This is a genomic window from Dietzia sp. IN118 (genome assembly GCF_032905965.1).
GTDB classification, from domain to species: domain Bacteria; phylum Actinomycetota; class Actinomycetes; order Mycobacteriales; family Mycobacteriaceae; genus Dietzia; species Dietzia kunjamensis.
Genome location: NZ_JAUMSR010000001.1, coordinates 746,055 through 759,505, shown reverse-complemented (window position 1 = coordinate 759,505; position 13,451 = coordinate 746,055). Strand labels below are relative to the sequence as shown.

12 protein-coding genes and 1 pseudogene are annotated in these 13,451 nt (G+C 72.8%); 6 read left to right on the top strand and 7 right to left on the bottom strand.

Annotated elements, in window-relative coordinates; translation table 11 throughout:
* Positions 1-112: 112 nt before the first annotated feature.
* On the bottom strand, positions 113-1,159 hold the full coding sequence (locus Q2K20_RS03730; RefSeq protein ID WP_067716856.1) for a polyprenyl synthetase family protein: 1,047 nt from the start codon (positions 1,157-1,159) through the stop codon (positions 113-115).
* A 136-nt stretch (positions 1,160-1,295) separates the two neighbouring features.
* Here Q2K20_RS03730 and Q2K20_RS03725 point away from each other — a divergent pair, with 136 nt between their 5' ends.
* The gene (locus Q2K20_RS03725) at positions 1,296-2,615 is read left to right on the top strand and encodes a geranylgeranyl reductase family protein (RefSeq protein ID WP_372509964.1); all 1,320 of its coding nucleotides are present in this window, start codon (positions 1,296-1,298) and stop codon (positions 2,613-2,615) included.
* A 227-nt stretch (positions 2,616-2,842) separates the two neighbouring features.
* Here the strand turns inward: Q2K20_RS03725 and Q2K20_RS03720 are convergent, their stop codons facing one another.
* The 5 genes from Q2K20_RS03720 to Q2K20_RS03700 are packed head-to-tail and all read right to left on the bottom strand — an operon-like array spanning position 2,843 to position 8,176.
* A complete protein-coding gene (locus Q2K20_RS03720; protein ID WP_269501989.1) occupies positions 2,843-3,532 on the bottom strand; it encodes a demethylmenaquinone methyltransferase in 690 nt (229 codons plus the stop codon).
* A 37-nt stretch (positions 3,533-3,569) separates the two neighbouring features.
* A complete protein-coding gene (locus Q2K20_RS03715; protein WP_372509963.1) occupies positions 3,570-4,895 on the bottom strand; it encodes a glycosyltransferase family 4 protein in 1,326 nt (441 codons plus the stop codon).
* Positions 4,896-4,932: 37 nt separating this feature from the next.
* Complete coding sequence (locus tag Q2K20_RS03710; protein WP_120284180.1) at positions 4,933-5,418, bottom strand: DUF3592 domain-containing protein; 486 nt, start codon at positions 5,416-5,418, stop codon at positions 4,933-4,935.
* On the bottom strand, positions 5,415-7,166 hold the full coding sequence (menD, locus tag Q2K20_RS03705; RefSeq protein WP_269501995.1) for a 2-succinyl-5-enolpyruvyl-6-hydroxy-3-cyclohexene-1-carboxylic-acid synthase: 1,752 nt from the start codon (positions 7,164-7,166) through the stop codon (positions 5,415-5,417). Before menD ends, Q2K20_RS03710 begins: the two co-directional genes overlap by 4 nt.
* 11 nt (positions 7,167-7,177) lie before the next feature.
* Complete coding sequence (locus tag Q2K20_RS03700) at positions 7,178-8,176, bottom strand: helix-turn-helix transcriptional regulator (RefSeq protein WP_119193409.1); 999 nt, start codon at positions 8,174-8,176, stop codon at positions 7,178-7,180.
* A 107-nt stretch (positions 8,177-8,283) separates the two neighbouring features.
* On the opposite strand from Q2K20_RS03700, the gene Q2K20_RS03695 reads away from it, so the two are divergent.
* From Q2K20_RS03695 to Q2K20_RS03685, 3 genes and pseudogenes are all read left to right on the top strand, one after another.
* Positions 8,284-8,841 carry a DinB family protein gene (locus Q2K20_RS03695; protein ID WP_067717037.1) on the top strand — a complete coding sequence of 186 codons (558 nt, stop codon included), beginning with the start codon at positions 8,284-8,286 and terminating at the stop codon, positions 8,839-8,841.
* 80 nt (positions 8,842-8,921) lie between these two features.
* Positions 8,922-9,089, top strand: a pseudogene (locus Q2K20_RS03690) (hypothetical protein); the annotation flags it as partial.
* Positions 9,041-9,538 (top strand): DUF664 domain-containing protein, encoded by a 498-nt coding sequence (locus Q2K20_RS03685; protein WP_317176937.1) that lies wholly within the window; start codon positions 9,041-9,043, stop codon positions 9,536-9,538. The pseudogene Q2K20_RS03690 and the gene Q2K20_RS03685, both read left to right, overlap by 49 nt.
* Before the next feature lie 101 nt (positions 9,539-9,639).
* On the opposite strand, the gene Q2K20_RS03680 is transcribed toward Q2K20_RS03685, so the two are convergent.
* Positions 9,640-11,130, bottom strand: coding sequence for a WS/DGAT domain-containing protein (locus Q2K20_RS03680; RefSeq protein ID WP_269501999.1), 1,491 nt, complete (start codon positions 11,128-11,130; stop codon positions 9,640-9,642).
* 145 nt (positions 11,131-11,275) lie between these two features.
* Between Q2K20_RS03680 and Q2K20_RS03675 the strand changes: the two genes are divergently transcribed.
* Positions 11,276-11,866 (top strand): flavin reductase family protein, encoded by a 591-nt coding sequence (locus Q2K20_RS03675; RefSeq protein WP_069389108.1) that lies wholly within the window; start codon positions 11,276-11,278, stop codon positions 11,864-11,866.
* Between the two features lie 413 nt (positions 11,867-12,279).
* Entirely contained in the window at positions 12,280-13,236 is a 957-nt protein-coding gene (locus Q2K20_RS03670) for a type IV toxin-antitoxin system AbiEi family antitoxin (protein WP_269502002.1), read from the top strand.
* The last annotated feature ends 215 nt before the right edge of the window (positions 13,237-13,451 follow it).

Below are 13,451 nucleotides of genomic sequence, written 5' to 3'. Positions count from 1 at the left end.
TGATGGGGACTGGCAGGCGCGGGAGCGAGACGCCAGGCCCGGGGGCGGCTGCCGGGCCGTGCGGGAGCGAGACGCCAGGCCCGGGGGCGGCTGCCGGGCCGTTGGGGGAAGGTCAGCCGACGCGGTCGACGGTGAAGCGCACGAGCCGACGCAGCGCCTCGTTCGCCGGGCCGGCGGGCAGCACGTCGAGCTCGGTCATGGCGTCATCAACGTACTTCTCGAGCGTGGCCCGCGCGCGCCGCATACCGTCGGACGCGCGCAGCAACTCGAGGGCTTCCGCCACCTCGGCGTCGTCGGTCAGCGGCTCGGCGAGCAGGTCGCGCAGCCGCGCGCTGTCCGACGAACCCGCCTCCATGGCGTAGATCATCGGCAGGGTGTGGACGCCCTCGCGCAAGTCCGTACCGGGCGTCTTGCCCGACTCGGTGGACGGCGAGGCTATGTCGATGATGTCGTCGGCGATCTGGAACGCGATCCCCACGGCGTCACCGAGGCGGCGCAGGCTCCCGATCTGCTCGGCGGTCGCCCCCGAGTACTCGCCGCCGAACTGGGCGGCCGCGGCGATGAGCGAGCCGGTCTTCTCCCAGATCACCCGCAGGTAGTGCTCGGCGGCACCCTCGTCACGACTGCCGACGCCCGGGCCGACGGTCTCGCGCATCTGCCCGGTGACCAGTTCGGCGAACGTCTGGGCGATGAGCTGCACGGCCTCGGGTCCGAGGTCGGCCAGGAGCATCGAGGAGTGCGCGAAGAGGAAGTCTCCGGCGAGGATCGCGGTGGAGTTGTCCCAGCGGCTGTTGGCCGACTCGACACCGCGGCGCATGGCGGCCTCGTCCATGACGTCGTCGTGGTACAGCGTGGCCAGGTGGATCATCTCGCACACCACCGCGGCCTTGACCAGCCGCTCGCGGTCGGGCGCGGGGCCCAGCGAGCCCGAGAGCAGGGTGACGACGGGCCGGAACCGCTTGCCGCCGGCGGTGACGAGGTGCAGGGCGACCTCGGAGAGGAAGTCCTCGCCGGTCTGGAGTCGGCTGACGAGCAGCTTCTCGACCTCGTCGAGCCGTTCGCGCAGGTCGGCTGCGAGGTCGGCGTCGCCGACGTCCACGCCCGCCACCGTGTGGTCGGTCGCCGTCTCCGCGGTGCCGGTCACTGAATCGCTCGACATCCCCACTCGTCCTCGTCGCCTGGTGAAGGGTCGGCGTGGCCCGCCCTTCCCGACAGACTACGTTCCCGCGTCGCGGGCGGTGGCACCCCACCCCGCCCGAGGTCCCGGCGACCGCCGCACCCGCCGACCTGCCACCATGGAGCGCATGGAGTCAGGTATGGGTCTGCCCGCGTCGACGGACGTCCTCGTGGTGGGCTGCGGCCCGGCCGGTTCGGCGACCGCGACGTGGTTGGCGCGTGCAGGTCGCGAGGTCACCGTGCTCGACGCGGCGCGGTTCCCGCGCGACAAGACCTGCGGCGACGGGCTCACGCCGCGGGCGATGTTGGAGGTCGACCGGCTGGGTCTCGGCGGGTGGGCGCGGGATCGGATCACCATCCGCGGGCTCGAGTTGCGGGGCTTCGGCCACTCCCGGCGGGTGCCGTGGCCAGCCGGTGAACACGGTGGGACCGGGTCGGCGGTGCGACGGACGGTGTTCGATGACCGGCTACGGCAGGCGGCCGTAGAGGCGGGCGCCGTGGTGCATGACGCCGTGCGCGTGACCGACGTGGAGAGAGGCGACGACGGCGAGGTGACCGCCGTCCGGACCGAGGGCGGTCGCGTGGAGTGCCGAACCCTCGTGGTGGCCGATGGCGTGCGGTCGCCGGTGGGTCGTCTGCTCGGCCGGACCTGGCATCGCGACACGGTGTATGCCGTGGCCGCGCGATCCTATGTCCGGTCCGGGCGTCATGATCATCCGTGGATCGGCTCCGATCTCGAGCTCCGCGACGAGGCGGGCGCCATCCAGCCCGGCTACGGCTGGGTGTTCCCGCTCGGCGACGGCGAGGTCAACCTCGGGGTGGGTGCGCTGGCGACCTCGGCGCGGCCGGCGAACGTCGCGGTCAAGGAACTACTGCAGCACTACGCCCGTAGCGTCCGCGGCGACTGGGGCCTGGCCGGCGAGCCGAGGGCGGTGACGTCCGCGTTGTTGCCGATGGGCGGGGCGGTCTCGACGGTGGCCGGTCCCAACTGGGCGGCGGTCGGCGACGCCGCGGCGTGCGTGAACCCGCTCAACGGCGAGGGGATCGACTACGCGCTCGAGGGCGGCCGCCTGCTTGCGGAGTTAATCCTGGCGGGAGCGGGTGTCGGCCGAGGAGGCCCGGGCTCGAGAGTGGGCGCGGCCGGTTCGCACTCGCGCACCACTGCCGGTGACCTGACGCATGCGTGGCCCGCGGTGCTCCGCGAGACCTACGGCGAGTCGTTCGCGATCGCCCGGGACGCCGCGCGTCTGCTCACCTATCCGAAGTTCCTGCCGCTGGCGGGACCGGTCGGGATGCGTTCGCAGGCGCTGATGACCGCGGCGGTGCGGTGCATGTCCAACACGGTCGCCAATTCGGACCGCGATGTGGTGGCCCGCGGCTGGCGGGCAGCGGGGTCGATCGCCCGCAGGCTGGACCGTCGGCCCCTCTTCGCCGACTGACCCGCCGGGCCTCCGCCCCGGGCCTCCGTCCCGCCCGGATTACGCGTAGGGCCTCTGCCCCGCCCGGGTTACGCGTCGGGAATGGACCAGAGCGGCAGCGCAAGCGGCCGGAAAACGTACAAAGACGGCGCGCACCCCGGGAGGACGGCGCAGCGCGCCCGGGGTGGCGCCGCGTTCGCTGCGGCCGCGCCGGGGTCAGGCCGCGCCGGGGTCAGGCGGAGCCGGGGTCAGGCGGGGCGGCGCGCCAGGTGGATGGCCGCGATGCCGCCGGTGAGGTTGGTGACGCTGCCGCGCTCCCAGCCGCTGGCCTCGATGATCTGGAGCAGTGCGTGCTGGTCCGGCCAGTCGCGGATGGACTCGGCGAGGTAGACGTACGCGTCCGGGTTGGACGAGACGCTGGTGGCGATCTTCGGCAGCGCCCGCATGAGGTAGTTCATGTACAGCGCGCGGAAGGGCGGGAACACGGGCGTGGAGAACTCCACCACGGCCAGTCGCCCTCCGGGCCTGACGACGCGGGCCATCTCCCGCAGTCCGGCAGCGGTGTCCTGCACGTTGCGCAGCCCGAAGCTGATGGTGGCGGCGTCGAAGGAGTCGTCGGCGAACGGCAGCTTCATGGCGTCGCCCGCGACCTTGGGCACGTCCCGGCCGGCGCCCGCCCGCAGCATTCCCAGCGAGAAGTCCGCGGCCACGCACCACGCGCCGGACTTGGCGAGCTCGACGGTCGACACGGCGGTGCCTGCGGCCAGGTCGAGGATCCGCTCCCCGGGGCGCGGCGCGAGCAACGAGCGGGCCCGCCGCCGCCACACGTGGTCCATGCCCCCGGAGAGGACGGTGTTGGTCAGGTCGTAGCGCTTGGCGACACCGTCGAACATCGACGCGACGTCACGGGGCTGCTTGTCGAGATTGGCGCGGGACACGCCGTCGACGCTACCCGCCCCCGGCGCGCGTGGCCGATCAGGCCACCACACGTGGGGCTCGGCTCGTGCCCACACCACGCGCGTCCGTCCGGTCCACCACGATCGTGCGCGCGCGGACCCTGTCCATGCCACCCCTGCCCACGCCGACCCTGCCCGAATCGGACCGGGCGCCCGCCGCCGCGTAGTGGTCGAAGAGCTGGGCGCAGATCGCGTCCCAGGTCCGACCGAGGACGGTGGCGCGGGCGCCGGCGGCCAGTCGCTCGTGGTCGGCGAGCACCGCGTCCACGGCCGGCGACACCTCGGCGGCGTACCGGCGCGGGTCGAGCAGGACGCCGTTGACCCCGGTCTGCACGAGGTCGCGGGGCCCGCCCTGGTCCGGGCCGACGACGGGCACGCCGGACGCCTGCGCCTCCTGGATGGACTGGCAGAACGTCTCGAACTCACCGGGGTGGCAGAACACGTCCATCGTGGCGTAGGCCTGCCCGAGCTGGTCGCCGTGGAGTTCGCCGGTGAAGATCGCGTGGGGCATGGCGGCCTGGAGTGCGGGGCGGTCGGGGCCGTCTCCGACGACGACGAGGTGGAGATCTCCCCCCGGGCCCGACCGGTCGGCCAGCGACTGAAGGCGCTCGACGTGCTTCTCCGGGGCGAGCCTGCCGACGAATCCCACGACGGGCCGCCCCTGCGGGGACCACAGCGCGTGCAGGGCCGCACTGCGCCGGGAGGGCGAGAAGCGCTCGGTGTCGACGCCCCGCCCCCACCGGTACAGGCGCGGGATCCCGTGGGCCGCGAGATCCTCCATCGCGGCGGTCGACGGGGCGAGGGTGCGGTCGCAGCTCGCGTGGATCGCCCGGATCCAGGTCCAGGCCGCATCGGCGACGACACCGATCCCGTAGGCGTCGGCGAACCCGGCCACGTCGGTCTGGTAGACGGCCACCGAGGGCACGTCCAGGGCGCGGGCCGCGGCGGCACCGGCGGCACCGAGCACGAACGGCGACGCCAGGTGCACCACGTCGGGGCCGAAGTCGCGTAGGGCGCCGAACACGCTCGGGCTGGGTGCGCCGACCGGCAGCGACGACACCACCGGCACCCTCACCGCGGTGACCCGGTGGACGGGGTACCCCAGGTGGTGGTCGGGTCCGCTGGTGTCCGCCCCGGGCCCGCCGAGCAGCGGCGCGACCGCACTGACCAGCGGGTGCGCCCGAACGGCACCGGCGGCGCCCTGCCAGAAGCCGACCTGCCCGGACGGGGCCACCACCAGACAGTCATGCCCGTGCCGGCGCGCGTACTCCAGCACGCGCAGGACAGAGTTGGTGACGCCGTTGACGTTCGGCAGGAACGATTCGGTGACGATGGCTACGCGCACGACCCCACTGTCGCCGGGCCGGGACACGGGCCGGTGATCAGCGAGAAACGGTGCGTCGAACTCGTGGTGCCGCCCGGTGAACCCTCGGTGACGCGGCGGCGTAGGCGAGCGCCGCCAACGGGACGACCACCGCGGGCACGGACAGGGCGGGCACGACGGCGACGGTCCAGCTGCGTCCCGAGACCCGCACCAGATCGGGGTTCGCGCGCCGGAACTCGACCTGCACCCGCTGCCCCTCGACGAGCCCGGTCGGGTAGAACACGCCGGTCACCGGTCGGACGGTCCGGCCGCCACCGGCATCGAACTCCACGGCGGCCCGCCGATCGGTGACCTCGGTGACGAACGCGGTGGCGCTGCCCATGTCCCGGTCGATCCGCTGGTCGTTGATGAAGCACGCCAGCACGAGGAGCACGGCTGTGAGCAGTGAGAACACTCCCGCGGTCACGGCCACCACCCGCACGCCCCACCGGATACGGCGAGCGCGACGGATCTGCCGGGCAGAGACCGGGGCCGTCGCGGTCACCCGTCCGCCACGGCTTCCGAGCGCAGGGCCGCGTGGAGGTCGCGTAATCCCTGCCGGTCGGTCGCGACGCGCACCACCCGCAGTCCCTCGGGCACGACGTCGCGGTGCCCGTTCGGGAACGCGGGCTGCGCGAGCAGGGCCTCGAGTCCGGCCGGGTCGATGTCGGTGAAGGGCACCCCGGCGCCCGCACACAGGGCGCCCAGGTCGGCGCCGTGCGGGGTGCCGAAGACGCGCTCGAAGTCGGCGGCCAGGCGCGGGTCCCCCTGTTCGAGCAGGGAGAAGATGCCACCACCGTCGTCGTCGGCCACGACGATCGTCAGGTCGTCGGGGTGCCGCTCCCGCGGCCCGAGCAGCAGGCCGGACACGTCGTGCAGGAAGGTCAGGTCCCCCAGCAGCGCGACGGTCCGCCCCGGCGCCGACAACGCGACCCCGATCGCGGTGGAGACCGTGCCGTCGATCCCCGACGCCCCGCGGTTGGCGAACATCGCCACATCCGGATCGAGCGGGCCCACGAACGACAGGTCCCGCACCGCATTGGAGGCGCCCACCACGAGGTTGTCCCCGGCCCGGACGCCGCGGGCCACGGCACGCGCCACGTGCAGTCCCGTCGGCGCACCGGTCTCGAGATGCCGGTCCAGCAGCCGGTCCACGGCGGCGCGGGCACGGGCGTCGGCGCGGGCCGTGGTCTCGGTCCACTCGGGGTCCACGCCCCACCCGGTGAGGACGGAGTCGGCGAGCTCGGCGGCGCTACCGGTCGGGTTGGGCGAGCGCGGGCCGGCGTCGAGGATCACGAGGTCGACGTCCGGGTCCGCCAGCAGGCGCGTGACGGCGCGGTGCAGCGTCGGCCGGCCGGTGACCACCACCTGCTCGGGCCGCAGCGCCGGGATCGCCAGCGGGTGCACCGGGTGCAGCGGGACGGGGGCGCCTGGCTCGGCCACCGTCGGCACCGCCACCAGCCCCGACACCGGTGCCGCCCCGACCCCCGAGACGACCAACGTGGGGCGCGTGAGATCCACCGCCACGGCCGAATCGGCGGGCGCCGAGTCGACCCCCGCCCCCGCCCGCTGCACCCACGGACGACCGTCCGCACGCCCCTCCGGCAGACGACATGCCTCCGGGCCGCCGCCGACCTCGTCGTCGTCGTACCCCGGTGCGTCTCCCCCGAGAGTGAAATCCTCGTCACCCTCGCCCGGCACGAGCGGCTCGCGGAACGCGATGTCGACCTGCACCGGACCCGGGTCGGCCGCCGCGGTGGCGGTGAGGATGGCCCGGCCGATCGCGCTGCGCCAGTGCCGGTGCTCGGACTCGGGGTCCCCGGCCGCGCCGAGCTCGACGACCGCGCGCGCGTGCGGGCCGAACAATCCCACCTGGTCGATGGTCTGATTGGCGCCGGTACCGCGCAGCTCGGGCGGCCGGTTGGCCGTGAGCGCGAGGATCGGTACGCCCGAGTGGGCCGCCTCCACCATCGCCGGATGGAGGTTGGCCACCGCGGTGCCGGAGGTGACGACGACGGGGACCGGCCGCCTCGAGCCCAGCGCGAGCCCCAGCGCAGTGAACCCGGCGGCGCGCTCGTCGATCCGCACGTGCAGGGCGAGCCGGCCGGACCGCTCGGCGGCGGCCAACGCCAGGGCCAACGGGGCGCTGCGCGATCCCGGGCACAGGACCACGTCGGTGATCCCGTGGCGGATCAACTCGTCGACGAGGACACGGGCCTGTGCGGTGCTCGGGTTGCTCACGGTGGGGTTCATCGCCCCCCAGCCTAGTCGGGGGAGGTGCCCGGGTCGGCCGCATGCGCGAGCCGCCCGGCCAACCCCGCCAGCCGCTCCCGCAGCCCGTCCGGCGACTCCACGGCGAACGGGCCCGGTAACCGCGCGAGGTACCAGGCCAGCACGTCGAGGTCGGCGGCCCCGGTCTCCAGCCGGCAGGCCGGGCCGTCCGGGTGGTCCTCGGCGCGCAGCTCGGTGACCGTCCCGTAGGTGGGCGGGAACTGCTCGACCACCTCCGCCGCGGGTGCGAACACCACCACCCGCGCCAGGTGTTGGTACGGCGCCGCGGTCACCGCGTGCTGCACGTGCGCGGCCGGATCGGGCACGTCGGGGCGGGGGGTGAAGCGCCAGCGGCTGCGGTGGACGGCCCGGATGCGATCGAGCCGGAAGGTGCGCCAGTCCGCGCGGTCCAGGTCGTAGGACAGCAGGTACCAGCGCCGGCCCAGCACGACGATCCGGTACGGCTCCACCCGACGCTCGGTGTCGCGGCCCGCCCGGTCGCGGTACTCCAGTCGCACCTGCTCGGTGCCCCGGACCGCGTGGCCCAGGTCGATGAGTAGCTCCGGCTCCACCGGGGTGTCCGAGCCGGGGACCGCGACCATCGACTCGGCGACATCGGCGACCCGCTCGCGCAACCGGCCGGGCATGACCTGGTCCAGTTTGGTCAGGGCGCGCAGCGCGTGTTCGCCGACGCCCGCCACGGCGCCGCCCGCGGCCAGCCGCAGGGCGATCGCCACCGCCACGGCCTCGCGGTCGTCGAGCAACAGCGGCGGCAGGCGCCGGCCCGAGCCCAACCTGTACCCACCACCCGCGCCACGCTCCGATTCCACCGGATACCCCAGGTCACGGAGCCGGTCGACATCACGGCGGATCGACCGCGTGGTCACCCCCAGCTCGGCCGCCAGCTCGTCGCCCGTCCACACCGACCGCCGCTGCAGCAGGTCGAGCAGGCCCAGCACGCGCTGGGTGGTGGGCATCCTGTCCTCGGTCATGCCAGCAGTGTCCCACCCTCAGCTGACCGATCCTGTCCGGATGGGCTGACACGCTGGGCGGACACCACCACCGTCAGGAGACCACCGTGACCCCCACGACCCGCCCCATCGACTGGACAGCCCAGCTCGTCGACCAACTCGACTTCCACTGGAACGGCCAACTGCGGCCTCGCCTGGGGGGCATGACCGACGACGAATACCACTTCTTCCCCGCCGCCGACGAGCGCACCTGGGACGTCCGACCCCGTGGGACCGGCACCGCGCCCATGCAGGGCGGCGAGGGCGAGTACACCATCGACTTCGAGTTCCCGGAGCCGGTTCCCGCCCCGCTGACGACCATCGCGTGGCGGATCGGCCACGTCGTCGTCGGCGTCCTCGGCGCCCGGTGGCACTCCCACTTCGGCGGACCGCCCCACGACTACATGACCCACACCTACGCCGGCGACGCCGCGGGCGGACTCGCCCAACTCGATCGCACCTACGCGGGCTGGATGGAGGGCGTGCGGGCGCTCGACGCCGAGGCCCTGGCCGCCCCCGTGGGCGAGGCCGAGGGCCCGTGGGCCGAGTACTCCATGGCCGCCCTGGTCCTGCACATCAACCGTGAGGTCATCCACCATGGCGCCGAGATGTGCCTGCTCCGCGACGTGTACGCCCACACCCGCTGACACGGCGGCGCCGCCGTCGTCCCCGACCGACGCCGTCGTCCTGCTGCCCGCCACGAACACCCGACACACGAGGAGTCGTCATGCCCCTGTTCCCCGCCACCCGCGACACCGAGCGAGAGAACCTGCTCGAATGGATCGACGCCGCGCTCGTCAACGCCCGGTCGATCGTCCACGGCCTCACCGGCGACCAGCTGCGCGCCTGCCCCCTGCCCACCAGCGAACTGACGCTGGGCTGGCTCATCCTGCACATCGGCGAGGTCGGCGAGAGCTGGACGGCCCGCGCCGCCGCCGCGCCCGACGCGCCCGCAACGGGCGGTCGCTGCCGGAGGCGTTCGCCTGGGCCGAGACCGTCAACCGGGTCGACCCCGACGCCACCGCCGAGGAGATCCTCGCCGAATTCGACCGGCGGCACTCCGCCGCCCTCGACAACCTCCGGACGTGCGACCTCGACGCCCCGGTGCCGGTACCCGCCGAGATGCCGTGGTTCCCGCCCGGCCAGCCGCCGTTCAACGGACGCTGGGCGGCGATGCACGCGCTGAACGAGATCGCCCGCCACTCCGGACACGCCGACATCCTGCGCGAGGCGATCGACAGCCGGACGATGTACGAGCTGATCGCCGAGGACCAGGGCATCGACATGTCCTACATCGGAGCCTGGTTCGCCGCGCACCCGGAGGTGCCGGCCCCGCAGTGGTGACCGGCGCAGTGGTGACCGACGCAGTGGTGACCGACGCAGTGGTGAACGGCGAAGTGGTGGCCGGCGGCGGGGTGGCCGGCCCTCGGTGGCCGGCGGCGGGCTCAGTCCTCGTCGTACCAGCCGTCGAACGTGGTGAACTGGCCCTCGATCATCCCGGCGACCGCTCCCGGTTCGGGGATGAGTTCGGCGTCGGTGGCGATGCCCACGGAGACCGTGCCGTCGTAGCTGAAGATGCAGATCCCCAACGCCTGGTCGCCGCTCATCGGCACCCACCCGAGCATCCCCGACACCGGCTTGCCGGCCAGCGAGACGGTGGAGACGGGCCCGGGCACCGAGGTCAGCTGGCCGACGGTCTTGTTGGCGAACAGGTCGATCACCGCGTGCGCCACCGGGCCGGGCGTGACGGCCACGGTGAGCATGGTGGCGAAGTTGACGTGCGGCTCGAGGGAATAGCGCACCCGCGTCATCGACGTGGTGATCGCCTCGATGAGCTCGTCGGTGTCGTCGACCCACAACGGGAGTCTCATGAGGATGAGCGTGATGTGGTTACCCAGTTCCTCCGGCAACTCGTCACCGACCGGGGAGACCGCCATCGGCACCATGAGATTGATGTCGGAGACCCGCCGGTCGCCCTGGGTGTCGAGGTACTCGGTGAGCGCCTTGGACACGGCGGCCAGCATCACGGTGGTGACGGTCGTGTCGTGCACCTTCGCCACCCGCTTGACCGCCGCCAGGTCGAGCCCCGCGATCCAGGAGACCTTCTTCTCCGCGTGCGCCTTTCCGCTCCAGGACAGTTCGGGGGATCGCGGCTCGAACAGCAGCCGGAAGACGCCCCGGTAGGTGTTGGCGGTCCGGTTCTCCGCGTTGATGTTGTCCGTCAACGACTCCACGACGCGCGTCGGGACCCGCGTCAGCGTCCGACCGGGTGCCGCGACGTCCCGCGCCAGGCGGGCCAGCGTCAGCGGGAACCGGAGTGTGGCGCCGGTCACGCCCCGGGCGATCCCCCACGAGTCCTTGGCCAGTCCGGCACCCGCGCCGGTGACCGCCCCGAGGATGCCGCCGCCGGAGGGCGCGAAATCCCGGCCGACGCTGGGCAGGGACGAGTCGTCCTCGTGTTCGCACAGACCCAGCACGAGCTGGGTGAGCCGGATCCCGTCGACGACGCCGTGCTGGACGCGGAACAGGATCAGCGCCCCCTCCTGCTCGCCCTCGTGCCCGTGGTAGCCCTCGATGAACTCGGCCCGCCACAACGGTTGCCCCTTCGGCAACTGCACCGCCATCTGCTCGGCGATGTAGGCCTCGGCCTCGGCGCGACCGCCCGGCTCGGGAAGCCGGCTGCGCACGAGGTGGTTCGAGATGTCGTAGTCGGGGTCGTCGACCCAGTACCAGCGGCGGCCCCGGCGGACCGGGATGCGGTGGAACACCGGGTGGGCCTCGACCATCCGCGTCTGGATGGCCCGGGTGACCTCGTCCCAGTCGGGGATCTCGGCGAACCACACCAGACAGTTGATGTACATGAGGTTGTCCGGGCGGTCCATGAGCAGCCACAGCTGGTCGCGCAGGGGGATCCGGATCCCGTCGTTCGCCGCCATAGCCCCGGCTCCTCTCGCTCGCCGACCAGTCAACGCCGACCGCTCACTCTTGCACCCGTCGATTCGTCCCCACGCTAGAGCAGCGTCGACATGCCCCACCGGGCTATGACCGAAACGGCAACGCAGACGGCGGCACAATGGGCGGATGCGCATCGTTCACACCCCGGATGATCCCCCGGCCAAGGGCATGTACGCCCTGCTCACCGCGTCGATCACACCGCGCCCGATCGCGTGGGTGTCGACGATCTCGGCCGACGGGGTGCCCAACCTCGCGCCGTATTCGTTCTTCACCGTCGCCTGCGCCGACCCGGCGATCCTGTCCGTGACCTCGATCGGGCGAAAGGACACCTATCGCAACGTCGTGGGGACGGGCGAGTTCGTGGTGAACATCGGCACCGAGTCGCTGATGGAGGTCATGAACGCCACCTCGGCGCCCGTCGGCCCGGAGGTCGACGAGTTCGAGATGCAGGGGCTGACCGCCGACCCCTCGGACGTCGTCGCGCCGCCACGGGTCGCCGAGGCGCCGATCGCGTTCGAGTGCGTGCGCCATGACGTGATCGACCTGGGCACCAGCGCGATGCTGCTCGGACGCGTGGTGAGCGTGACGATCGATGACGAGATGCTCGCCGACGACGGTCTGCCCGACTTCGGATCCCTGCTGCCGCCGTCGCGGTTGGGCCGCCACCAGTGGGGGTACGCCCCGCGCACGCGCGAACTGCCCCGGCCGAGGAGGTGAGTGGGTCCCGGAGGTGACCGGTCCCGCGTCCGGCCGCGCCTCCAGCAGCAGCCCGTGCGTCGGCCGCCCTTGCGGCGCCCGCCCCAGTCGCACTAGCCCTGTCGCAGTAGCTCTGCCGCAGCTGCCCCTGTTGCAGCCGCCCCTGACCATGGCGTCTCGCGTGCACCGCGGTGTGGGCGGGACGCCATGGTGGCACGCGGCTGGGCCGCGCGGCTGGGGCGCGGGCGGTGCATAGCCGGTCAAGTAGCCGGCAGTCCGTCAAGTAGACGACAGTCCGTCGAGCTCTTTCCGACGCGCCTGCACACGACCGCCCGTGCCCCGGAATCCACAACCCCGGCCGTCTCCACAGGCCGAGCCGGAAGCGGCCCCCGCTGCGGCGATCCCCGCCTCCCCCAGCGCAATACTGCTTGGACATGAGCACCGATCACTCCCGCCCAGTCGTCATGTCCGCAGCCGAACTCCTCGCGCGCGGGTACAGCCGCCGAGCACGAGAACACGCCGAACGAACGGGTCAGCTCTACCGCGTTCGCCACGGCGTCTACGCACTCACATCGGACGTCCCCACCGGCCCCGACCAGGCCGAGGCCATACTCGAGATGCGCTCGCGGGCCGCGGCGGGGAGCATCAGCCCGGGGACTGCGATGTCCCACACGTCGGCCCTCGTGTTGCACGGCCTCCCCGTCCACGGAATGGATACCCTGCGGGTCACCACCACCAGGCACCGCCCCGGGAGCGGGAGCAGGCGCAGGAAGAACACGATCTGCCACAATCTCGATCTCGCCGACGTCGTGACCGAGGTGGACGGGATCCCGGTGACGACCCCGGCGCGGACGATCGTCGACGTCGCGCGGTCGAGTCCCTTCACCGGCGCGGTGTGTGCGGCGGACGAGGCGTTGCGTCGCAATCTGTGCAGCTCGGGCGACCTGGCGTCAGAGCTCGAGGCAGCTGCCGGCAGGGTCGGCATCGCGAGGGCCCGGGCGGTGGTGGCGTTCGCCGATCCGGGCGCCCAGTCTGTCCTCGAATCGGTCAGCAGGGTCACCATCAGCCGCGCCGGTCTGCCGATGCCGCAACTCCAGCGGGAGTTCATCTTCCCGGACGGGACCTCGACCTTCGTAGACATGTACTGGGAAGAATGGGGGCTCGTCGGCGAGGCCGACGGGTCGGGGAAGTACGGGATCGACGACGGCGAGGGGTCCGTCCGCCAGAAGCTGCGCGACGAGAAGAAGCGGCAGAACATCATCGAAGCACTGGGCAACATCTTCCGGCGTTGGCAGTGGGAGGACTATCTGCGCGGCAGGATCGTGCCCATCATCCGCGAGGCGATGAGGATCCAGAATTCCCTCGGACGGGGCCCGGGCCGCGCAGCGTGACCTCGGGCCAGCGCCCGGCGCCCCCGCCCCCACCGATGGCGTCTCGCTCCCGGGCAAGGCGTCTCGCTTCCGGACCTGGCGTCTCGCGCCCGGCGCGGCGTCGAAATCCCCCGCCAGCCGCTCCTGGATCTGGCGTCGTGCTCCTGCCGTTGTCCGCGATGGGCGTCCCCGCGCCTGGCCATGGCGTCTCGCCCTCCCCGCGGTGCGTGCGAGAC